This window comes from Pristimantibacillus sp. PTI5, assembly GCF_048572955.1.
In the GTDB taxonomy this organism is placed as follows: domain Bacteria; phylum Bacillota; class Bacilli; order Paenibacillales; family Paenibacillaceae; genus Pristimantibacillus.
This window is the reverse complement of record NZ_CP183886.1, coordinates 2,006,434-2,030,065: the sequence shown is the minus strand read 5'-3', so window position 1 is coordinate 2,030,065 and position 23,632 is coordinate 2,006,434. Positions and strand designations below refer to the sequence as shown.

18 protein-coding genes are annotated in these 23,632 nt (G+C 49.5%); 13 read left to right on the top strand and 5 right to left on the bottom strand.

Annotated elements, in window-relative coordinates; genetic code table 11:
• Position 1 precedes the first annotated feature (1 nt).
• The 9 genes from nikB to ACN6MW_RS08960 all read left to right on the top strand — a co-directional run bounded on the left by nikB (position 2) and on the right by ACN6MW_RS08960 (position 14,600).
• On the top strand, positions 2 to 946 hold the full coding sequence (gene nikB / locus ACN6MW_RS09000; protein ID WP_419875169.1) for a nickel ABC transporter permease subunit NikB: 945 nt from the start codon (positions 2 to 4) through the stop codon (positions 944 to 946).
• Positions 943 to 1,794: a nickel ABC transporter permease subunit NikC gene (gene nikC, locus ACN6MW_RS08995; RefSeq protein WP_419875168.1), complete on the top strand. Its 852-nt coding sequence runs from the start codon at positions 943 to 945 to the stop codon at positions 1,792 to 1,794. The genes nikB and nikC overlap by 4 nt, the downstream gene beginning before the upstream one ends.
• Positions 1,794 to 2,630: an ABC transporter ATP-binding protein gene (locus ACN6MW_RS08990; protein ID WP_419875167.1), complete on the top strand. Its 837-nt coding sequence runs from the start codon at positions 1,794 to 1,796 to the stop codon at positions 2,628 to 2,630. The genes nikC and ACN6MW_RS08990 overlap by 1 nt, the downstream gene beginning before the upstream one ends.
• Positions 2,627 to 3,838 carry a staphylopine family metallophore export MFS transporter CntE gene (gene cntE, locus ACN6MW_RS08985; protein WP_419875166.1) on the top strand — a complete coding sequence of 404 codons (1,212 nt, stop codon included), beginning with the start codon at positions 2,627 to 2,629 and terminating at the stop codon, positions 3,836 to 3,838. The genes ACN6MW_RS08990 and cntE overlap by 4 nt, the downstream gene beginning before the upstream one ends.
• Positions 3,835 to 4,638, top strand: coding sequence for a nickel import ATP-binding protein NikE (gene nikE / locus ACN6MW_RS08980; RefSeq protein WP_419875165.1), 804 nt, complete (start codon positions 3,835 to 3,837; stop codon positions 4,636 to 4,638). The genes cntE and nikE overlap by 4 nt, the downstream gene beginning before the upstream one ends.
• Positions 4,639 to 4,916: 278 nt before the next feature.
• Complete coding sequence (locus ACN6MW_RS08975; protein WP_419875164.1) at positions 4,917 to 6,011, top strand: glycosyltransferase family 4 protein; 1,095 nt, start codon at positions 4,917 to 4,919, stop codon at positions 6,009 to 6,011.
• On the top strand, positions 6,008 to 6,919 hold the full coding sequence (locus ACN6MW_RS08970; RefSeq protein ID WP_419875163.1) for a GDP-mannose 4,6-dehydratase: 912 nt from the start codon (positions 6,008 to 6,010) through the stop codon (positions 6,917 to 6,919). The genes ACN6MW_RS08975 and ACN6MW_RS08970 overlap by 4 nt, the downstream gene beginning before the upstream one ends.
• 318 nt (positions 6,920 to 7,237) lie before the next feature.
• Entirely contained in the window at positions 7,238 to 8,890 is a 1,653-nt protein-coding gene (locus tag ACN6MW_RS08965; RefSeq protein WP_419875162.1) for a response regulator, read from the top strand.
• A 4-nt stretch (positions 8,891 to 8,894) separates the two neighbouring features.
• The gene (locus ACN6MW_RS08960) at positions 8,895 to 14,600 is read left to right on the top strand and encodes a HAMP domain-containing protein (RefSeq protein ID WP_419875161.1); all 5,706 of its coding nucleotides are present in this window, start codon (positions 8,895 to 8,897) and stop codon (positions 14,598 to 14,600) included.
• A gap of 72 nt (positions 14,601 to 14,672) precedes the next feature.
• Here the strand turns inward: ACN6MW_RS08960 and ACN6MW_RS08955 are convergent, their stop codons facing one another.
• Entirely contained in the window at positions 14,673 to 15,533 is an 861-nt protein-coding gene (locus ACN6MW_RS08955; RefSeq protein ID WP_419876248.1) for an IS3 family transposase, read from the bottom strand.
• Entirely contained in the window at positions 15,428 to 15,823 is a 396-nt protein-coding gene (locus tag ACN6MW_RS08950) for a helix-turn-helix domain-containing protein (protein ID WP_419876518.1), read from the bottom strand. Before ACN6MW_RS08950 ends, ACN6MW_RS08955 begins: the two co-directional genes overlap by 106 nt.
• Before the next feature lie 223 nt (positions 15,824 to 16,046).
• On the opposite strand from ACN6MW_RS08950, the gene ACN6MW_RS08945 reads away from it, so the two are divergent.
• Positions 16,047 to 16,577 carry a DinB family protein gene (locus tag ACN6MW_RS08945; protein WP_419876307.1) on the top strand — a complete coding sequence of 177 codons (531 nt, stop codon included), beginning with the start codon at positions 16,047 to 16,049 and terminating at the stop codon, positions 16,575 to 16,577.
• On the opposite strand, the gene ACN6MW_RS08940 is transcribed toward ACN6MW_RS08945, so the two are convergent.
• Complete coding sequence (locus tag ACN6MW_RS08940) at positions 16,540 to 17,028, bottom strand: CcdC family protein (RefSeq protein WP_419875160.1); 489 nt, start codon at positions 17,026 to 17,028, stop codon at positions 16,540 to 16,542. The genes ACN6MW_RS08945 and ACN6MW_RS08940 overlap by 38 nt on opposite strands.
• A gap of 212 nt (positions 17,029 to 17,240) precedes the next feature.
• Entirely contained in the window at positions 17,241 to 18,350 is a 1,110-nt protein-coding gene (locus ACN6MW_RS08935; protein ID WP_419875159.1) for an N-acetylmuramoyl-L-alanine amidase, read from the bottom strand.
• A 301-nt stretch (positions 18,351 to 18,651) separates the two neighbouring features.
• On the opposite strand from ACN6MW_RS08935, the gene ACN6MW_RS08930 reads away from it, so the two are divergent.
• Complete coding sequence (locus tag ACN6MW_RS08930) at positions 18,652 to 19,467, top strand: neutral zinc metallopeptidase (protein WP_419875158.1); 816 nt, start codon at positions 18,652 to 18,654, stop codon at positions 19,465 to 19,467.
• A gap of 142 nt (positions 19,468 to 19,609) precedes the next feature.
• On the opposite strand, the gene ACN6MW_RS08925 is transcribed toward ACN6MW_RS08930, so the two are convergent.
• Positions 19,610 to 20,389, bottom strand: coding sequence for a stalk domain-containing protein (locus tag ACN6MW_RS08925; RefSeq protein ID WP_419875157.1), 780 nt, complete (start codon positions 20,387 to 20,389; stop codon positions 19,610 to 19,612).
• Between the two features lie 296 nt (positions 20,390 to 20,685).
• Between ACN6MW_RS08925 and ACN6MW_RS08920 the strand changes: the two genes are divergently transcribed.
• A complete protein-coding gene (locus tag ACN6MW_RS08920; protein WP_419875156.1) occupies positions 20,686 to 21,042 on the top strand; it encodes a VOC family protein in 357 nt (118 codons plus the stop codon).
• Between the two features lie 309 nt (positions 21,043 to 21,351).
• Positions 21,352 to 23,484, top strand: a complete 2,133-nt coding sequence (locus tag ACN6MW_RS08915; RefSeq protein ID WP_419875155.1) for a GMC family oxidoreductase — start codon at positions 21,352 to 21,354, stop codon at positions 23,482 to 23,484.
• Positions 23,485 to 23,632 lie beyond the last annotated feature (148 nt).

Here is a 23,632-nt window from a genome sequence, read left to right as displayed (position 1 = left end):
CATGGGCAGCTTTATTGGAAAACGGCTGCTTGCCGTCATACCGCTCTTTTTCTTTGCCACGCTGCTGGCGTTTATCTTAGTCCATCTCTCGCCGGTCGATCCGGCCGAAGCCTATCTGGTTGCGGCACATATTCATCCGACCGACGAGATTCTCGAGCAGAAAAGACATGAGTTCGGCTTGGACCAGCCTCTTCCCATTCAATACGCCCAATTCCTGATGAAGATGTGCCGGCTTGAGTTCGGTACATCTTATCTTACGAATGAGCCGGTCTGGGATGAGATAGCCATGCGTATCCCTGCCACGCTTAAACTGGCGTTCGGCAGCATTGTTTTAGCCGTAATCATTAGCGTTCCAATCGGTTTCTTTTCGGCTATGTACAAGAACGGCATTGTCGACCATATGAGCAGGCTTATTGCTTTTTTTGGAGCATCGATACCTCAGTTCTGGCTGGGGTATTTGCTCATTTTCTTTTTCTCCGTCAAGCTGGATCTTCTGCCTGTCCAGGGTACAGGCACGTGGATGCATTTAGTACTGCCTTCGTTAACGCTGGCAATGGGGTTGATCGCTATTTATTCCCGTCTGCTGCGCACGACTGTCCTGGTGCAATTGGAGGAGCCTTATGTGTTGTATGCGAGAACCAGAGGAATGAAAGAGCGGGTTATTCTGGGCAAGCATGTGCTGAGAATTGCGATTTCGCCCATGTTGACAGGACTCGGGATGAACATGGGCAAATTGCTCGGCGGTACGATCATCGTAGAGGAAGTGTTCTCCTGGCCGGGCTTCGGGAGGTATTTTATTGAAGCCATCTTTAACCGGGATATACCGGTTATTCAATGCTATGTGCTCCTCTCGGCCATTTTGTTCATCGTCTGCAACTTGATCGTAGACCTTCTGCAAATGGTGCTCGATCCTCGCATATCCAGGGAAGGGAGGGCTCAGCGATGATTGCGACCTTACGAGCCGGCATCAGAAGCCCCCAAATCGCAATAGCTTGCTCCGTTGCTTTGTTCGTGCTGTTTCTGCTGACGGTTCTTGCACCCTGGATCGCGCCGCATGATCCCATACAGGTGAACCTGGCTCTTAAGCTAAGCCCGCCTTCATGGGAATATCCGCTGGGCACAGACCATTTGGGGCGCTGTACGCTATCCCGTCTGTTATACGGAGCGCGTGTTTCGCTAGGCTTTGCTTCGCTCATTTTCATTTCATCGCTCGGGATCGGGCTGTTTATCGGAACCTTGTCGGGGTACATTGGCGGATGGATGGATTATATGCTCATGCGGTTTTGCGAAGGTGTCATGGCTTTTCCGACACTCGTGCTCGTGCTTGGTTTGGTCGGCGTGTTCGGTCCGGGCCTTGCGCAGGTCGTGCTGGCAATGGTGCTCGTGCAGTGGGTATATTATGCCCGTATGTTCAGGGGATTGGTAATTAGTTTAAAGGAGCGAAACTTTATTGCCGCAGCACGGATCAGCGGTTCCTCACAGTGGAATATCATTCGGAGGCATATCATTCCGAACGTGCTTCCGCCGATTGTTGTCATGGGAACGCTTGAGATCGGCTGGGCCATTATGGACATCGCGGCACTTTCCTTTCTAGGGCTTGGCATACAGCCTCCATCGCCTGAATGGGGCTCTATGATTCATGAAGGAAAAGCTTATATCCGGAGTAACCCGGAACTTATGATGTACCCGGGGCTTCTCATTTTGCTTGTTGTTGTCATGTTTAATCTACTTGGTGAAGCGTTGTCGGAACGGCTTGGCGTCAAGAAGCGTTTTGGGAAGGACGGAGAGCTTTAATGGTGCAATCGGGGCCTGTATTGGAAGTAAACGGACTGAAGGTGCAAGCGAAAACGCCAGATGGCACCGCTTCTCTCGTCCATGGGATCAGTTTCGAACTGCAGCCTGGCCGGGTGCTTGGCCTTGTAGGCGAGAGCGGCAGCGGAAAGACAGTAACAAGTCTTGCGCTGCTTCAGCTCCTTGATCGGAAACAAACGAGCATTGAGGGAAGTATTCGACTGAATGGAAACGAATTGATTGGCATGAAGCCTAATGCCCTGCAATCAATTCGAGGGAAAGAAATTGGGCTTATTGTGCAAAATCCGATGAATGCGTTCTCGCCTGTCGCCACGATTGGCTCCCAATTTGTCGAGACGATTCGAACGCATTCCCGCATGGCCAGGAGTGAAGCGGCAGAACTGGCTATTGCCTCGATGGAGGATGTCCGCTTGCCGAATCCCGCTGAATTGATGCGGCGATACCCGTTCCAACTGAGCGGGGGGATGCTGCAGCGTGTGATGATCGCTATTTCTATGTGCCTGAAGCCTGCGGTTATCATCGCGGATGAGCCAACGACAGCGCTGGATGCAACTAATCAGCTGCAGGTTCTGAGACAGCTGGACCGGCTGCGCCAAAGCCAAGGCACCGCGGTTTTGTTGATCTCTCATGATTTGGGCGTTATTGCGGAACTGGCTGATGATGTGATCGTTATGCAGCAGGGGCAGATTGTCGAAAGGTCGGATGTGCATACGTTGTTCGATCATCCGAAGCATGAGTACACGAAGCAGCTTCTGCAGGCACGGCCAAACTTGAAATCAAGTGTGTCTGAGCCATTAACGGAGCTCGTACACGCATGAGCCAGCAGATACAAAAGCAGTTGCAGACGGACGCGGAGAATCGTCCCTTTGGAACGAATGCTATTAGGATTTATATCGTTTCCTTGTTGTTTTATACGGCGAGCCATACGCTGCTTGTGCTTCTTCCGCTTCACGCGCACAAGCTAGGAGCGAGCCCGTCTCAAATCGGTCTGATTATGGGCGCGTACATGTTTACCTCAATGTTTTTGCGGCCGGCAGCCGGAAAAATTGTCGATAAACTGGGAACCAGAAGAGTATTTACTGCTGCTTTGTTGTTGCATACAGCCGTCATATCACTTTATTTGATCGACGAATTAGCTGTGTTTGCTGCCCTGCGGATGGCGCAGGGAGTCATTCTCTCGTTTGTCTCTATGGTGCTTCATCTAATGATCGTGGAGGCGCTGCCGGAGAAGAGCAGGGGACAAGGAATGTCGCTTTTCTCGCTCTCCTCCATGCTGCCTTATACTTACGGGCCCTTTCTGGTTATTTATTTTGCGGACCGTGTGCCGATGTCCTACCTCTTTGGTGCGCTCATCCCGCTTGCATTTCTGACGCTGCTTGTCGGGATGACCATTAAGCTTCCGGAACGCATCATGAACGCTCAACCGGGAACGGATGGGGCGGCGGATGAAAAGCCGTACAGAGCGTGGAACGATCCCAAGCTGCTACATCCTTCGATGATCATGCTGCTTGCTTCCGTAATCATCGGTACGGTAGCTTCTTTTCTGCCTCTTTATTTGCAGCAGAAGAGTATGCCTTACGCGGGCCTGTTCTTCTTGACCGAGACGATTGTTCTGGTATCGCTGCGATTTATGGGACGCAAGAAGATTCCGACAAACGGATATTTTCCGATTCGCATGATCGCGATCTTCATTCTGCTCCTGACGGTATCAGCGACGCTGATTCGGTTCGGGGGATCGCCGGTTCTACTGGTGCTTGCTGCCATTTGCAGCGGCTGCGCATTGTCAATGCTGTATCCGACTCTGGTGACCTATGTAACGTTTATCGTGCCTGAACATGCCCGGGGCAAGGGGCTGGGGCTGTTTATTGCAGCTGCTGATTTCGGCACGTCTGTCGGCACAATGGTTCTTAGTTTCATCGCGGATAGCTATTCGTATCGAGTGATGTTCTCGAGCTGTATAGGGATCGGGCTGGCAGCCTTGCTGCTTGTCCTGCTGGCATCAAGAAGAAAGGAGAAGATTGGATGAGTCTTTTACAGGTTGAGGAGATCTCACATGCGTACCGTTCATCCAAACGGCTGTGGGGGTCAGGAGGCTTATCGACCGTGCTTTCACATGTGTCATTTGAGATTGAACGCGGGCAATGCCTGGGTTTGCTCGGAACGAGCGGAGCAGGCAAAAGTACACTGGGCAAGGTTATTCTTGGCTTGGAAGAGCCGCGTCAGGGGAGGATTATCTTCCAGGGCCACGACCTGTACAACGCAGATTCACAAGCAACAAGGCAGCTTCGCAGGGATTTGCAGGTGGTGTTTCAAGATTGTTATTCCTCGGTCAATCCGCGAATGACGGCTGAGCAGATCATCGCGGAGCCGCTCAATAATTACGAGAAACTCACACGAGACGAAGGAAAACGACGGGTTGGCGAACTGCTCGAGGCAGTCGGGTTAAAGGCAGACGATATGCGGAAATACCCGCATACGTTCAGCGGCGGCCAGCTTCAGCGTATTAATATCGCGCGGGCAATCGCCTTGAAACCGAAGCTGATCGTATTGGACGAAGCTGTCAGCAGCCTCGATACGGTGAATCAAGCTCGGATCCTGAGTCTGCTGAGTGAGCTGAAAGCGACGCTAGGCCTTTCGTATCTTTTTATTACGCATGATATAAAGGCGGCCCATGTGATTTCGGATTCACTCGCTGTAATGGACAAAGGACAAATTGTGGAGCTATGCAGCGATAAATCCCAGCTTGCAGCATCCACGCATCCCGCGGTGCGCGAGTTATTCGACTCGGTCCTCTCGGAGCATCCTAGGGATCGATTGTTGAGATGACAGAGCAGTCCCCTTCATTCCACATAAACGAATGGATTGAAAACAAATAGATCCGCTTTTCCTATTGGAAACGCGGGTTTATTTGTTTTATTGATATTTTATCCTATCCATACAGTACTCATAGGGCTATTCATTGAAAACACCGTAAAATAAAGGAATAGGCAGTGAGTGTTTCATAGGCTAATCAACAAACCCCGCACTTCCCTTTAGAATAATTTATCTTTGAGATCTCATGGCTAGATATTCACCAGCAGAGGAGGATTACGATAAACGTTCTCATGCTCTTCAATCGAATGAATATAGGCGGGACCGAGTATTATGTGCTCAACCTGGCACGTGCATTAAAGAGGCTGGGAGTCCATGTCGGCATCGCAGCACATAGCGGTCCGTTGACGGCCGAATTCCTCAAATATGACATTCCGGTCCATCTGTTCCCTCCTAATGCGAAGCATAGTGAAATGGTTTCGATGCTGACAAAGACGATCAAGACGAAGTCCTATCAGCTGATTCATGCGCACGATACCCTGAGCTATCGTCTTACAGCCAGCTTACTCCGTATATCTAAAGTAACTTCGGTGCTTACGGTTCATGGACGCTATCATGGCGTTCCTCCTTTGTTAGAAGCAGCTAAAGGTGCAAACAAAATTATTGTTGTAACACAGCGATTACAGGCCTGGGTACGGAGCCTGAATATCCCCGCTTCGAAGGTCGTTCATATCCCGATTGGCATTGACACCGTCCGTTTCAGTCCTCAATCACGAGTTCAATGCCGGAGGAAGCTTGCTATTCCCCAAGGATGGGAGGTTACGGCCTATGCTAGCCGTTTCGACGGGGATAAATACCCCATCGCCCGCAAGGTCATATCAGCCGGTGAGGTTGTTGCTTTAAAGCGTGAGAAAAGTATATTCGTACTGGCCGGGCCTGGAGCTTACCGCAAACACCTGATAAAGCAAGCTGAAACGGCAAATCGCAGAATCGGGAGACGGGCAATTATCGTGAAGCCGGCAGTAAGGCAAATTCAATTTTTATATGGTGCTGCCGACGTCATTGTCGCCACCGGAACCGTTGCTAATGAGGCAATGTCATGCGGGAAAACGATCATTGCGGCAGGAGTGAAGGGTTACTTTGGCATTGTAACCCCAAGTAATCTGAAGGAGTCTTTATCCAACCAATTCGGGGATCATGGAGGGAAAGATCCGGTTACCGCGGCTAAGCTTGCCCGCGATATCGGAAGGGTTCTATCCAATCAGCAATGGGCGAAAGAACTAGGTGCTATGGGGCGCAAAATGACCGTTCATCGATATTCCGTCAATAATGTTTCACGACGAATTCGGTCCCTTTATATCCAAACGGTGAAGAAGGGGAACACATGAGAATAATCGTCACGGGTGGTTTGGGATTTATCGGCTCTCATTTGGTCCGCTATTTTCTCAGGGAGCATGCAGAGGTACACATCTTGGATCTGCATACTGGAGAGAATGGAAATGTTCCCGCATCGGCCGTTCTCCATATTCAAGATATTTCGGATGCGGACTCCGTTAATCTCGTACGGCATATAGCGCCGGACTATTTGTTTCATCTTGCAGCGCAATCGGACGTGCAAAAATCGATTCAGAACCCTAGCCTGGATGCGGACAGCAACATAATGGGGACGATCCATATGCTGGAGGCGTGCCGGCAAAGTAATGTTAGAAAAATTATATTTGCTTCTACTTCCGGTGTTTATGGCCAACTGGAGAAAAATGTGATTTCAGAGGTTGATCCGGTTTCACCGGTTTCATTTTACGCACTCTCCAAACGGACATCGGAGCAATATATGGAAATGTATCGCCAGCTATTCGGAGTTTCCTATACGATTCTCAGATACGGAAATGTGTACGGTCCGGGGCAGCAGCCAAAAGGGGAAGGCGGAGTTGTGGCCGTATTCCTGTCACGCTTGCAGCGATCGGAGCTTTTATCTATACATGGAGACGGTTTACAGACGCGGGACTTCATCTATGTTCGGGATATCGTCTCCGCCAATGCGGCGGCCATGCAAAAGGGAGATGGGCAAACGTTTAATATCAGCACGGGTGAATCGACTTCGATCCGCATGCTTGCAGACTTATTTAAAGAAATTGTCGGAGCGCCGATTCCATTGGTTTACAAGCCAGGAAATCCCGGTGATGTTAAGCATAGCTGTCTGGATAACCGAAAGGCATTACAACTGCTCAATTGGCGTCCGGCCTACAACATAAGAACAGGCTTGGAAGAAACCATTCGAAATACCTGGGGAACATAAGTAAATAGCATAGGGCGCAATACTGGACCGACAGGCAACGCAGAGAAGAATATAACAAGTTAACATGAAACCATAGCTTAACAATCACTACGAGGCTGCCGGCATGCAACGGCAGCCTCGTTGAGCTATCGGACACTTTAGTCCAAATCTAGCGATCCATGATGGTTGTAATTGAAATAAAAACCACGAAAACCAAGGATTCGGAATCAAAAAAAGTTTTTCGAAATGTAAGTTTCAATATTAGGAATTATGGGTATATAGCCTATATTTTAGAAATATAAACGAAAGCAAAAAAAGAGTTGGAAAGTGAGGGGCGCCATGGACTTTCCAGTCAACATCCTGATCGTAGACGATCACCCGGAAAACTTGGTTGCCATTGAGGCGGTTCTCAGCGGAGAACCCTATCGTCTGGTTCGGGCATATTCCGGTATGGAAGCTTTGCGATGTTTATTGGAAGAGGAATTTACCGTCATTGTCATGGATGTGCAAATGCCGGGAATGGACGGGCTCGAGACGGCCAGCATTATCAGGACCCGAGAGAAAACCAAATACGTGCCAATCATCTTTATGACGGCCGCGAGCAATAAAATGGAGCATAGCTTTGCCGGCTATTCCGTCGGCGCTATGGATTATATGACGAAACCGTTCGTTCCGCAAATTTTCAAATCCAAAATCGAAGGTTACGTCAGCATGTATGAAGCGAACAAAACCCTTCAGATCCAAAGCGAAATGTTGAAGAAACAAACGTGGCAGATGGAGAAAACCAATCAGGCGCTCAGCCAGGCCAAGGAAACGGCGGAAATCGCATCCCGCGTGAAATCGGAATTTCTGGCCATGATGAGCCATGAAATTCGGACTCCATTGAATGGGATCATTGGCATGTCGGAACTGCTTCTTGCCTCCGATTTGCCGGAAGAATACTCCGAGATGGCGGAGATCATCCACACAAGCGGCAATGCACTGCTCTCTGTCATCAATCATATTCTCGACTTTTCCAAAATCGAGAACGGTAAGATGGAATTGGTGGAGGAGCCGTTCTCCCTTCAGCAGTGCCTAATTGAAACGATTAATTTGTTTACGGCCAAAACCAGGGAACGAAATCTGGAAATGGTGGTAGTGGTTGATCCGTCGCTGCCGGCTTATTTAAAAGGAGATATGAACCGTCTCCGTCAGGTGTTGAATAATCTAGTGGGCAATGCCGTGAAATTTACGCATGTGGGCAGTGTGTACATCATGGTTAGCTTGCTGGCGGAGACGGAGAATTCGCTTACGCTTGAATTTATGATTAAAGATACCGGGATAGGAATCCCTTCGGATAAGATAAACGAACTGTTTCAGCCGTTCTCCCAGTTGGATGCCTCAACCACACGTAAGTTCGGAGGCACGGGACTCGGATTATCGATTAGCAAATCCCTAGTTGAACTAATGGGCGGCACGATACGGGTAGAACCGTCGAATGAGCCCGGCGCGACGGTTATTTTTACGATTGCTGTCAAGCCGCTCATGGGCACAGATCCTCCCGCTCAGCCTCAGGACAAGTCGGATCGGAAGCCGGTGATAACGGAAATCACGATCGAAAGCCATACGCCGGCTCCGATTCGCGTCTTGGTCGGAGAAGACGACAACGTAAGCCGGAGGCTGATGAAACAGATGCTGGGAGCGCTCGGTTTCTCCGCTGATTTGGCGGAGAACGGCCCAGAGGTGCTGGCAGCTTTGGAACAAACGTCTTACGACCTGCTTTTCCTTGATCTTCAAATCCCATTCAAAGACGGTTGGGAGACAGTGCAAGAAATCAAAACGAATGTTACGGACAAGCATCCTGTGATCATTGCCATGACGGCGAACGTTTCCAAGGAAACGATGCAGCGCTGTTTATCCTCGGGCATGGATGATTTTATCGCCAAGCCGGTTCGTTTGGACGATCTGAAACAGGTCATTCAAAAATATATGTTGAAAAAGGGGCAGGGTTGAGGATATGAGTGATCAAAACCAAATCAACGAAAAGAATGACGATCAAATTGACGTCGGTGAGCTGCTCAACGCCTTAATGGCGATGAAGAAAGGCAACTTCTCCTACAGACTGCCCTATGACCGCACGGGCGTGGCCGGCAAGGTAGCGGATACGTTTAACGAGATCATGGATATTCAGGAAGGTCTGGTATATGAAGTCCAGACGGTAGCCAAGGTTGTCGGAAAAGAAGGGAATCTTTCGAGAAGGTTCGTGCAGAAAAATTTGGGTGGATCATGGGATACGGTCACCGATTCGTTGAACGGTCTGGTCATCGACTTAATCCAGCCGACGAGCGAGATGGTTCGGGTTATTAACGCCGTTGCCAAAGGCGATCTGTCCCAAAAGGTGGAACTGGAAATCGAAGGACGGGCCCTCACCGGTGAGTTCCAGAGAACGGCGAGCAACATCAACATGATGGTGAATCAGCTCAGCACCTTTGCCTCCGAGGTTACTCGTGTGGCGCGAGAGGTCGGTACGGAAGGGATCTTGGGCGGCCAGGCAGACGTCAAAGGCGTATCAGGCACCTGGAAAGATCTGACTGACAGCGTGAATTACATGGCGACAAACCTCACGGATCAAGTGCGTAATATCGCGGCGGTCACAACAGCCGTCGCAAACGGTGATCTATCGAAGCAAATCACGGTAAATGCGCGGGGAGAGATTCTTGAGCTTAAAAATACGATCAATACAATGGTAGACCAGCTCTCCATGTTCTCTTCCGAGGTTACTCGTGTGGCGCGTGAGGTCGGCACGGAGGGCAAACTCGGCGGGCAGGCGGACGTAAAAGGCGTATCCGGTACTTGGCGGGATTTAACCGAAAGCGTAAACTACATGGCGTCTAACCTGACCAACCAAGTGCGCAACATCGCGGTTGTTACCACAGCGGTCGCCAATGGCGACCTGTCGAAGAAGATTACCGCTGATGTGCAAGGCGAAATCCTGGAATTGAAGAACACAATCAACACGATGGTAGATCAATTGTCGACCTTTGCTTCCGAGGTTACCCGGATGGCGCGCGAGGTCGGTACGGAAGGGATACTCGGCGGGCAGGCGGACGTTAAAGGCGTATCCGGCACATGGCGGGATTTGACGGAAAGCGTAAACTACATGGCGTCTAACTTAACCAATCAGGTGCGTAACATCGCGGAAGTGACAACCGCCGTGGCTAAGGGCGACTTGTCGAAGACGATAACCGTTGATGCGAAGGGCGAGATCCTCCAGTTGAAAAGCACAATTAACATCATGGTGGATCAGCTCAGCAACTTCGCCTCCGAGGTTACGCGGGTGGCGCGGGAGGTTTCAACGGAAGGGATCCTTGGCGGCCAAGCGGATGTTAAGGGGGTATCCGGCACTTGGAAGGATTTAACTGACAGCGTTAACTTTATGGCCGGTACGCTGACCGATCAGGTGCGTAATATCGCCGAGGTGACGACGGCGGTAGCGAAAGGCGATCTATCCAAGCAGATCACGGTAAATGCGAAAGGCGAAATTCTTGAGCTCAAGAACACAATCAATACGATGGTGGATCAGCTCTCTACCTTCGCATCCGAGGTTACGCGGGTGGCGCGAGAGGTTGGCACCGAGGGCATGCTGGGCGGACAAGCCCAAGTTAAAGGCGTGGCGGGTACATGGCGCGATTTGACCGAGAGCGTTAACTATATGGCTTCGAACTTGACCAACCAAGTGCGCAACATCGCCGTCGTGACGACGGCGGTCGCGAACGGCGATCTGTCCAAGAAAATCACGGCGGATGTGCAAGGAGAAATCCTCGAGCTCAAAAATACGATTAACACGATGGTGGACCAGCTCTCGATGTTCTCCTCCGAGGTTACGCGGGTGGCGCGCGAGGTAGGCACGGACGGGAAATTGGGCGGACAAGCGCAGGTGAAAGGGGTCGGCGGAACCTGGAAAGATTTGACCGAAAGCGTTAATAACATGGCTCGGAATCTTACGGACCAGGTGCGGAATATCGCGGACGTTACAACGGCGGTAGCGAAAGGCGATCTATCCAAGAAAATCACCGTCGACGTCAAAGGCGAAATCCTTGAATTAAAGAATACGATCAACACCATGGTGGACCAGCTCTCGACCTTCGCATCCGAGGTTACGCGCGTAGCGCGCGAGGTCGGCACGGATGGAAAACTCGGCGCGCAAGCGGAGGTTAAAGATGTTTCCGGTACGTGGAAAGATTTGACCGATACGGTTAACTACATGGCCAGCAACTTGACCATTCAGATGCGTAACATTGCCGGCGTTACAACGGCGGTTGCGAATGGGGATCTGTCCAAGAAAATTACAGTAGACGTAAAAGGCGAACTGTTGGAACTGAAGAACACGATCAACACGATGGTGGATCAACTCAATTCGTTTGCATCCGAGGTTACGCGGGTGGCGCGCGAGGTAGGCACGGACGGCAAGCTGGGCGGACAAGCGCAGGTGCGCGGCGTTGGCGGGATCTGGAAAGACCTCACCGACAACGTTAACATCATGGCGACCAACCTGACGGATCAGGTGCGCGGGATCGCCAAGGTCGTGACCGCGGTTGCGAACGGCAATCTGAAGCAGAAACTGACCGTGGAAGCCAAAGGCGAAATCGCCGAACTGACGGATACAATCAACAATATGATCGAGACGCTGGCCACCTTCGCCGACCAGGTAACCACCGTGGCGCGGGAGGTAGGAGCCGAAGGAAAACTGGGCGGACAAGCGAACGTGCCTGGCGCAGCCGGTACTTGGCGCGACCTCACCGATAACGTTAACTATATGGCGAGCACGCTGACCACTCAGGTACGCGCCATCACCAACGTCGCAACAGCGGTGACGAAGGGCGATCTGTCACGTGCCATCGACGTATCCGCATCCGGAGAAGTCGCGACGCTGAAAGATAACATCAATGAAATGATTCGGAACCTGAAGGAAACGACTCGGATCAATACGGACCAGGACTGGCTCAAAACCAACCTTGCCAAATTCTCGCGGCTGTTGCAAGGACAAAGAGACTTGTATGCGGTCAGCCGCATGATCCTGTCCGAGCTGGCTCCGCTCGTGTCCATGCAGCATGGCGTCTTCTACATCAATGAACCGTTTAACGGCGAACCGGTGCTGAAGTTGTTTGCGAGCTATGCTTACCAAAGCCGCAAACATCTGGCGAATGAATTCCGAGCGGGGCAAGGGCTGGTCGGCCAGTGCCTGATCGAGAAACAGCGGATCCTGCTTACCAACGTGCCGGGTGACTATGTCGTGATATCGTCCGCTTTGGGAGAAGCTACGCCTCTCAACATTATTTTGCTGCCGATCATTTTCGAAGATCAGGTGCTCGCCATTCTGGAACTCGCTTCCTTCCGCCCATACAGTGATATCGACATCGCATTCTTGGATCAGCTTACGGAATCCATCGGAATCGTGATTAACACGATGCAGGCGAACCAACGCACAGAGGAGCTGCTGATCCAATCGCAGTCTCTCACCGAAGAGCTCCAAAAGCAGCAGATGGAGCTGCGGAATACGAACGACGAGCTCGAGGATAAAGCGAAGCTGCTCGTGCTGCAGAAGGCGGAAGTGGAAAGCAAGAACCATGAGGTAGAGGTGGCCAAGCGGTACCTGGAGGAGAAAGCGGAACAGCTTGCCCTCACGTCCAAGTACAAATCCGAATTTTTGGCCAATATGTCGCACGAACTTCGTACCCCTCTGAACTCCTTGCTGTTGCTGGCAGAACAGCTTGCCGAGAACCCGGATGAAAATCTTCACGAGATACAGGTGAAGTTTGCGAAGACAATTCAGGACTCCGGACTCGAATTACTTAACCTTATTAATGATATTCTCGATCTGTCCAAAATCGAATCGGGCACCATTACGCCGGATTACAGCGAAGTCGTTTTGGCGGAACTGACAGACGGGCTCGACCGTACCTTCCGCCACATGGTGGACGCTAAGAAGCTGGACTACCGAATCAAAATTAATCCCGGCGTGCCGGCGGGCGTCGTAACGGACTTCAAGCGGCTTCAGCAAATTTTGAAAAACTTGCTTTCGAACGCCTTTAAATTCACGGAACAAGGACAGATCATGCTCCTGATCCGGAAAGCGAGCGAGGGCTGGCATCCGGAAAATGTATCGCTGAATCGTGCCAAAACGGTCATTTGCTTCTCTGTCAGCGACACGGGGATCGGCATCCCACATGAAAAACAGCAGATCATTTTTGAAGCCTTCCAGCAGGCGGACGGCAGCACGAACCGGGAATATGGCGGAACGGGCTTGGGTCTTGCGATATCCCGCGAGATTGCCGAGATGCTGGGCGGAGAAATCACCCTGTACAGTGAGGTGGGCAAGGGAAGCGTATTTAATCTGTACCTTCCAACCGAAGCGGAATTCACGGAACCGGAGCCGAAAAGGTTACATGTTCCGGAGGTGATTGATATTACCCCGCCCAAACGTAGAAGCAACCTGGCCAAACCTGCGGTTGACGCTTTGATTGACGACCGGGATAACATCAAGCCGGAAGACCGTGTATTCCTGATTGTTGAGGACGACCAGAAGTTCAATGAAATTATTCTCGATCTTCTCCATAAGAAAGGGATCAAAGCTGTTATTACGACCGGCGGTTTGGATGCCTTGGAACTCGTTCATAAGTACAAGCCGATTGCTATAACGCTGGATCTGCATCTTGGGGATACCGATGGTTGGCTGGTGCTTGAGCAGTTGAAGAACGATATCCAGGTGCGCCATATTCCGATTTGTGTCATGACAGTCGACGAGGACGAGGTGCACCTGCTGCAGAAGGGTGTTCATGATTACTTCCGGAAACCGGTGACGAACGAAGAGCTCGAGAACGCGTTGGATCGTTTGAACCAATTTGCGGACAGGAAGGCTCAAAGCCTGCTGTTGGCCGTCCATGATGAGCAAGAGCGCAAGCAAATCATCGACCTGCTTAGCAATCAGGATCTCAAGATCACGGCAGTGGACACGGGGCGCAAAGCTTTGAACCAGATCAACTCAAAAGATTTCGATTGTGTTGTATTAGACAACAGCATGCCGGATTTGAATCTCATCCGGTTCGTCCGAGATATGCACAAGAACGCCAAAAATAAACGGGTTCCCGTCATAGCCCGCCTGAGTACGAAGTTGACGCCGGCGGAGGAGAACGAGTGGGATGAGTTGGTCAAAATGGCGGTTCTCAAAGAGGTGAAATCGAATGTCCAATTGATCGATGAAACGACCCTCTTCCTGCACCGCAAGGCAGAGAACTTGCCGTCCGCCTCAAGGGACAAGCTGGTTAAACTGCATAATTCGGATGAAATGATCGAGTATAAGAAAGTGCTTGTTGTGGATGATGATATCCGGAACATTTTTGCGCTCACCTCGATTTTGGAACGCCATCATATGAAAGTCATTACGGCGGAGACCGGCCAGGATGCCATCAGCCTCCTGGAACAGACACCGGACATCGAAATCGTGCTGATGGATATCATGATGCCGGGAATGGACGGTTACGAAACGACCCGCGCTATCCGGCAGATGGCGAAATTCAAGAACCTTCCCATTCTTGCACTCACGGCGAAAGCCATGAAGGGAGACCGGGAACTATGCCTCGAAGCCGGCTGTTCGGATTACATCACAAAACCGGTCAACAGCGCGCATTTGTTATCTATGATGCGCACATGGTTAGATAAATGACCCATACGTTCAATAAGAAAGCCCTCGTCTTGATGGTCAAGACCCCATATAGCGGACACTGAATAAAAGACCCTACCTAACAAGCTGGAGCCGGTACTGAATCGGAGCCAGCTTGTTTAGTTTTCTTTGTGGACGCTTATTGTTGTAAAAGTGTATATATTCTTCAATTCGGCTTTGTGCTTCTTCTACTGATCGAATATCATAAGGATAGAGCGCTTCTGTCTTCAAATGCGAGAAGAAGCTCTCCATTGAGGCATTATCGTAACAATTGCCTCGCCTGGACATGCTGATTTGGGCGCCAACCTTTGGCAGCATGTCGTGGTAATCGTAGGACGTGTACTGGGACCCCTGATCGCTGTGAACGATCAGCCCAGCCACGTCCTTTTCCTTTTCAAACGCCTTAGAGAACGTCTGTAGAACAAGTTGCTTGTCATTGTGATGACTGGTTTGGTAAGCGACAATTTCGTTCTGACACAAATCTTTAATGGCGGAGAGATACAACCAAACATCACCAATTCGATACTGTGTGACGTCAGTTACCCATTTTTGATTGGGTGCTTCCGCTTGAAAGTTACGTTCCAGTATGTTCTTCGTAACGCGATCACCGATGTTCCAGCTTCGAGTACTGTGATGGTATTTACGACGTACTCTAGAGCGCAGCTCCATTTCTTGCATGAGCCGGAGAACCTTCTTATGGTTCATCCACACGCCATGATCTTGGAACATGAACAATTGAATTTGGCGGTACCCATACACGCCTCTATAGTATTCAAAAGTGTCACGAATTAACTGTTTATCCTCCTTATTCTCATCTGTTTTCAGTCGCTTCAAGTATGCGTAGAATCCACTTCGGGAGACACCGATTTCTTTACAGAGTTCTTTGACACTAAAACCTTCACGAAGTTCGCAGACGAGCCGATACTTCTCTGGTATACCTCCTTCTTCGTAATTTCTAACCACTTTTTTAGGACAGCGTTCTCCATCTCCAATCGCTTAAGATAACTTTCCTGATCCTTGTACTGTACTCGTCTGCCTCGGTGTTCCATAAGTCCATAATCGCCTTGCTCTTTATACTTCCTCATCCACACCTTTAAACGCCCGATATCTGCGATCCCAAGCTCTTCCGCCACCCTCTGCTTGGTCATACCTCCATGTCGTAGCTCAATAGCCTTCTTCTTCAATTCAAAACTATACTTCTCAAATTTCTGTCCTTTTCTCGCCATAACGAAAAGCACCCCCTATAGTTTCATCGGTTTAAACACCAGGGTGTTTTTACAATGTCTACTATAAGGGGTGCACTTCATGAAGACGGGGGCTTTTTGCATGAAACGTCAGCCTCGCTCAGCTAACGTGCAGGAGAGTTCAATCGATACACGAATATGTAAAAAGGATAATATTGAAGTGTTTACGAAGTTAGTGTGCGAAAAAAGAGGAGGGAGAGCTAGGATGATTTACGATTTAAAAGGTGAAGCCAATATGCCGCCTATTGTGGGAATATTATATTCTGCCGTAAAAGAGAATAGCCAACGACTACAATTAATAACGGATGGCATGTCGCAAGAAGAAGTAGATTACAAGGGGCCTAATAACAATTTTAATAGTACCGCTCAGTTAATAAAACATATCATGTATGTTGATTTGAATTGGGTTTATAGAATAAAAGAACTGCCGCTTCCTCAGTCATTAAAAGAGCAATATGGCCCCATGATAGATGAAAATAATAGGCTCCCAATGATCAAAGGGATATCTTTGAACACACTTATTTCTAAATATGAAGATGTATTTATGATGTTGAAGGATTCGTGTGCGCAATTAACAGATGCCGATCTAGATAAAGTTGTCACATTTGGGCATGAGAATGAAAAGAAAGCAACCAAACGTTGGGGCCTATGGCATATGGCAGACCATAACCGTTATCATCAAGCTCAAATTAATCAGCTTAGAAGGTGGTATTCTGGGGAGAATACGATTGGTTGACCACACGCCGAAATTTGATAAACGAAACAGTTCTCCAAGGAATGATATATCCAAAAGCCACTAATAGGAACAATGCCGTTTTACCTTGAGGATCTATGTCGGATAATTCTTGACGAAGAGCAAAGCGTAGGAACACAATGCCTATGAAAACTGCGACAAATCCCCAATTTTTCTTGGCATAAACCAAGTTGTCTTCTCTTACCTCATAGTTGGTTGTCCAAATCAATGGGAGGGAAAATAAAATGCCAAGTCCGAAGGCAGCCCCAAAAGCCCAAGCTGGTTCATGTACGTTAGAATTAAAAATCAAAGACAGTGCAGGTAACATGAATAACAGAGGAACCAGTAGTCGAATCCCGTTTCCCCGTATAGGACGATACATGCTTCTCGTTCTTCTCCACAAAACCAAAGCTGCTATAAAAACAATCATCACATAAAAAGTGCTTCCGTTCATTTTCTCGCCCACCTCGTCAATTAGATACTCTTATGTTAATGTCTTTGACATGTCCTAGATAGTGACAAAGGTAATTATATTGAGATGACGAGAGTCATTTGATGGATAGGACGTCACACTAGAAGACAGGTTAGTTTCTTGTGGATTTTGTTCATTTCATTAAAAAAACAGACCGCCCAAAGCTGGCGGTCTGCTTTCGTCCCAGTATGCAGTTACATGCTAAAGTAATCCTCCAGCCCTTTCGCTATGGCTTTGGCTGCTTTCTTTTGGTAGTCGGAGCTGCGGATGATCGATTCATCCTTTGCGTTGGTCAAGAAACCGAGCTCTACGAGTGTAGATACCGTATCATTTTCCCGCAAAACGTGAAGATTGCCGAAAGAAATCCCATTGCTCTTCAAGCCGATGCCGCCCGCAAGTCTGTTTTCTATCGCGCGGGCCAATGACCGATCTTTCGTTTCCGAATAATAGAAAGTAAGTATGCCGGACGTATTTTTCTCCGAAGAATTATAATGGATGCTGACGAAAGCGTCCGCGCCGGCGGATTCGCTTATCTGCACCCTGTCGGAAAGCTTGGGCTTCTCCTCATCCTTCGTTCTGGTCATGAGGACGCGCGCTCCGCGGCTGCGCAGCTCATCCTCGAGGTAGAAGGAAGTGCTCAAATTTAGCTCTTTCTCCATCGTTTCATATTTCATTCCGATCGCTCCGGGATCGTCACCGCCATGACCGGGGTCAATGACGATTACCTTCCCTTGAAGTCCATTCGATTTTTCCGAAGAAACCGCTGCCGTTTGTATTGCGTCTTTCGCGATATAACGATCAGATACCCAGCCGGTTTGCCCATCCGGAGTCTGGATCTGAACCCAACCTTCCAGGCTGTCCATTATCGTAACAGTCTCACCCTTGGTTAGGCCTCCAAGAACCTTATAGTTCAATCCGGCGCCGGCCCTGATTCGCAGCGAATCCGCCAGCACAGTCGCACGGTTGGCTGCAGAACTCGTTTGCACACTGTCCGCTTGCTCTGTCGCCGATATCGTTACGATACTGCCATCGACCTTCTTGAAAAAATAACCTGCAGCCCATCCGGAGACCCGATCTGACTTGATGCGCAGCCAGCCGTGCGCTTCATCCGAAACGGTGACGGTCTCGCGATTGCTCAAAGCACCCACAATCGACGCTTCAAGCGATGGCTCGCTGCGGACATTCAAGGAGTCGGTGTATACCTTGGCTGTATAACTACCGCTTGCTTCCGCCCGGCTTGGTGTATAACCGGAAATACTAATCAACCCACAGATCAAAATCATTAGGTATACAATTTTTTTCATACAAGTCTCCTTTAGTATTCTTAGGCTATGTAGGTCTACTATTATACCAGCAATTACTAGATTCTTGCAGACCTATATATGTAAAATTTCGACCGAATTCTCTATGCGCCGCCAAAAAGCTAGTGTTTAAGCCATAAAATTTATAACAGGGAAATTTAGCGGAATGGCTGGCTGTATCAAGGCAAGCCCTGTTTTTGTTAATTTTAACTAGCTCGAATAAATCTAGCAATCGTGGGTAAATAACTTAGACATGAGTAATTGTGTGCAATCAACGAATCTCATGACTAAGGGGTGAATCGCTATGCAGTGGAAGGGAAGACGAGGAAGCGCGAACGTGGAGGACCGACGAGGAAGAGGAGGCAAAACACTCGTCGGAGGCGGAATTGGCGGGATAATCATTTTACTTATAGTGACACTGCTAGGCGGAAATCCAGGAGAGCTGCTAAATATGGATACAGGCTCTAGCGTCGTTCCATATGAGGAAACGCAGCAGGAGAAGGAGCTCTCGCAATTCGTATCCGTTGTCCTCGCAGATACGGAGGAAGTATGGACAGAGCTATTCGAGCAGGAAGGCTTGGAATACGAAAAGCCGATACTGGTATTGTACACGGACAGCGTCCAGTCGGCCTGTGGAACTGCCGGTTCGTCGGTGGGGCCGTTCTATTGTCCGGGTGACCATAAGCTATACATTGACCTAAGCTTCTATGATGAGCTCCGGCAAAAGTTTCAGGCTCCCGGGGACTTTGCAATGGCGTATGTGATCGCGCATGAAGTGGGGCATCATGTGCAGACCCTGTTGGGAACAGGGAAGGCTGCGCCGGGGCGGCAAATGTCCAATGAAGATTCTATCCGCATGGAGTTACAGGCTGACTATCTGGCTGGCGTGTGGGCCCATCATGCTAAGGATATGAATGTGCTTGAAGCGGGTGATCTTGAGGAAGCTTTGAATGCGGCGAGCGCTGTCGGCGATGACACCATTCAGAAAAAAGGTCAAGGATATGTAGTGCCCGAGAGCTTCACGCATGGAACTTCCGAGCAGAGAAAGCGATGGTTTTATAAAGGCTTCGAGCTCGGCTCGATCGAAGGCGGAGATACTTTTCGTACGAAAGAGCTCTAATGCTGCTCCTATTTATTTTACGAAGTCTGACGAGATTGTCATTCGAAAAGCTTCATTGGATCAACACAAATGCAAAACAGCTCTCCATATTCATGAGAATATGGAGAGCTGTTTTTTAAGATCAGTTAACATGCTTAAATAATCATGCTTCCGTGTTTTTATCGATAATAATTGCGCTGGAAGTTTCTGTGTCCCATGTTACATTGGTGTTCAGTGCTTCGCTAAGAAAACGCAGCGGTACTAAAACTCTGTTGCTTTTCACCTTACCGGAAACGTCAAGCGTAACGGTTTTTCCATTAATCGTAGCGATTTTACTGCCCAGCGTCAGTTTGACTACTACTCCATCACGCGTAACGGTCACCGTTTTCGAAACATTATCATAGGCCACAACGGCGTCCAGCGATTCGGAGATCGCGCGGAACGGAACCAGCGTGCGTCCGCTCTCAACAACGGGAGATACTTCAGTACCTAGTGTTTTGCCATTTACATAAACCTTCACTTTTTTGTCGCCAAGCTTCACTTTAATCTTGCTAAGTTTCTTATATCCTTCAATATTGGCAGGATCCTGCGAGACCACTTCGGCTTGTACTTCTGCTGCGGCTTTTAGTTCTCCATCCTTCTCCAATGTCGTAACCAGTGCAGCTAAACTAGTGTCCGCATTCACATCAATGTTATATTTTGTTTTAAGCAGCTCGGCAATCCGAACGCCTGCGGGTTTGTCTTTAACGTTCTCATACGCAGTTTGAAGACCTTTAGAGCCAGCGTTTTTTCCGTCGCCATAGACGGAGCCGCTGACAGTAGTACCTTCTGCTTCTACTTTAATAACTGTTTCGTTTTTGCCTTGATTTCCAGGTGCGGCAAAAGCAGTGGATGCCATTAGGCTAAGCGAAATTGCACCAGCCAAAATTACGGACTTTTTCATTTTATTACCTCCATGAGTATGTAGTTTGTGCGACCCCTACAACTATTCGGAGGGCATAAAGGTTTTTTGAGGGTACACTGAAAGACCTAAGGCAATCTATGAATAAGACTCGCATTTCACTTTCTACGCGTGAGATGGCTTTGCTGACCTGAATCTTATAAAATTTTACGGCGTATAATTCCCTGAATATGGTATTATTGGTTTGGTGATATCCTTTATTAAGGATTTTGGACCGATTGATGGAGTGAAGTGACCATCCGAGATCACCGAGATAATAAAGTATAGGAGTGAACAGTGTGAGCGAGATTTCGAGTAAAGCAGGAGCTATTTTTATCCCGGTAAGCGACATTAGAAAAGCACGGGAATGGTATTGCTCCATTCTTGGTTTGGAACCGGCGTTTGATATTATCGCAGGCCATCTCTGCTGCATCCCGTTGGATAACAACGGATTAAATCTTGTTTTAGATAGCAAGATTTACAATGAGGATTCATACTTTAGAAATCCGGCCTTTCATTTTAACACGGACGATATAGATAAGGCTTACTATTTTATGAAAGAACGCGGAGTTGAACTCATTACAGCTATTGAAAATGGCCATTGGTTTAATTTTAAAGATCCGGATGGGAACATGTTGATGATTTGCAAATGTTAAGAGGGATTCCAAAAACGAATTATTCAACTTGCTTAGTACGAAAATTGGAGCAGTATACTGCGGCAGCTGCTCTTTTTTATTAAGTTGCGAGAAAAACGAATAACGTAATAAAAACAAACAGGTTCCTTCACATGTACGACGAAGGAGCCCGTTTGTTTTTTTTGGCAGAACAAGGTATGGAAAGTACTTGAACAACTCGGTGAAAAGTATAATATGGATATAAAGCTACCGTTTGTACAAATAAAGGAGGGCGTTCATAAGGATGGGTCAATATGCTGCTGTTGAATGTCATTGGGTTGTGGAAGTTCGATGAGGCTTGACGATCAGAAGTATGTTCCGAGCGAGGTTCCTTTGATTTTGAAAGCGGTTGCTGATCGAATGATTCCGGAGGATGCATGGCCGTCGGCGACCGATGGTGGAGTTCTGGAATATCTGAAACGCAGTGCCGCCCAGGATGCAGCTGCTTGGACAGATGTGATAGAACCTGGACTTCGAGCATTGGATACAGAAGCATTTGCTCTTCATGACCAACCATTTTCGGAATTGCCGGCTCATGAGAAAGATAGATTGCTGAACGACGTCGAGCAGGATTCCTTTCGGGACTGGCCCGTATCGTCAAAACGCTTCTTTGACACTTTATTGTGTCTGGTCATCGAAGGTTACTATGGAAGCCCTGAGGCGGGCGGGAATAGTGAAGGCAGGTCCTGGGACATGATCGGATTTCGGCCGGGCCCTGTATCCGGAAGCCATACCCCGGCCCCAGAAACCGATTTACCGCAAAAACCCATGAATCAACTTCGGGACCATTATGATGTCATCATCGTAGGAGCTGGGGCTGGAGGCTCGGTAGCGGCTGCAGTATTGGCCGAATCTGGGCTTCAGGTTCTCGTCGTAGAGCGCGGGAGCTGGCTTCGATACAGTCAGGTAGGCAGCGATCATTTGCGTAACCATCGTTTTAGCAAGTATGGACATAATACGGGACCAGGATTGGAAGGTAATCCTCGTACGATTCTATTGCCTGGCGGAGATGAGCGGATCACATCGCCTATTGAAGGCGACTATCATAATAACGCAATGACGGTGGGTGGAGGAACACGGATCTATGGGGCGCAGGCATGGCGGTTTCATCCGGATGACTTCCGTATGGCGAGTCGCTATGGGATACCAGACGGGAGTTCGCTAAGCGATTGGCCGATTCGCTATGAGGAGCTCGAACCTTATTACGCGCGGGCCGAGTGGGAAGTCGGCGTCTCCGGTGATGGGAATGCCCACTCTGGACGCGGGAAGCGGCAGCGCTCTTATCCAATGCCAGCGCTGCCGCTTACGCTGGAAGCAGAGCGACTGGCTCGGGCGGCAGAGAAGTTGGGCTGGGAAGCGGGTCCGGTGCCTCTCCTCATCAACTCCATCGACCGGGACGGCCGGCCGGCTTGTGGGCGGTGCGGCCAGTGTGTCGGATTTGCCTGCCCGACCAACAGTAAGAATGGCGGGCACAATACGATGTTAGTGAGGGCGATTGCTACCGGTAACTGTGATCTGATCTGCGATACTACGGTGGAACGCATTGATACCGAGGGAGGAAGGCATGCCACAGGCGTACGTCTAGTGCAGCAATTGGAAGGCTCAATCCAGCGCAGGCAAGTACGGGCAGGGCACGTTGTGGTTGCCGCCGGAGCCATCGAAAGCGCACGCCTCCTTCTCAACTCGGCAAGTGATTCGGAACCGGACGGAATAGGCAATCGGAACGGACAAGTAGGAAGAAACCTTCAAGGCCATGTTTATTCCGGTGCTTACGGCCTCTTCGATGAACCGGTTCAAGACGGTCTTGGTCCGGGGGTGAGTATTGCCACCTTCCGCTTTGACCATAGTAACGAAGGCGGGATTATCGGGGGAGGGCTGCTTGCTAACGAGTTCACCCGGCTGCCGCTTATTCACTGGTACCGAGCGCTCGCGCCGGATGCGGCGCGATGGGGGAGCGCGGGCAAGGAAACGATGCGCGAGAGTTACTTGCGCACCAGCCAAATTCAGGGGCCGATCCAGGAGATCCCGAGCGCCGAATCCAGAGTACAACTCTCAAGGACAGTAAAAGACCGATTTGGCCTGCACGCAGCCCATCTCTCCGGAAGTGTCCATCCCGAGTCTCTTCGGGCTTCAGCCATGATGGCAGAGCAAGCGGAGAAGTGGCTTTGGGCCGCCGGAGCGCGCGAGGTATGGCGGACTCGGCCGGGCGGCGGGCTTAGCGCCGGTCAGCATCAGGCGGGTACCCTTCGTATGGGGAATGACCCTGCGACATCCGTTACGGATCCCTTAGGCCGCGTACATGGATACGATAATCTCTGGGTGAGCGACGGCTCTGTGCACGTGACCAATGGCGGCGTTAACCCGGTGTTGACGATTCTTGCCTTGGCTTTCCGCACGGCGGAAAACCTGGTGAAACAAGGGTAAAGAAATGATGATTATTACGCTAACTAGAAATTATAGATGAATAGCAAACGTAAAAGAGCAGGCACTGAGTGATATGCTCCCCCTACGGTAGACAGGTTAAAAAATAAAACCTGTTACTGTAAGGGGAGCTTATCAGAGGTGCCTGCTC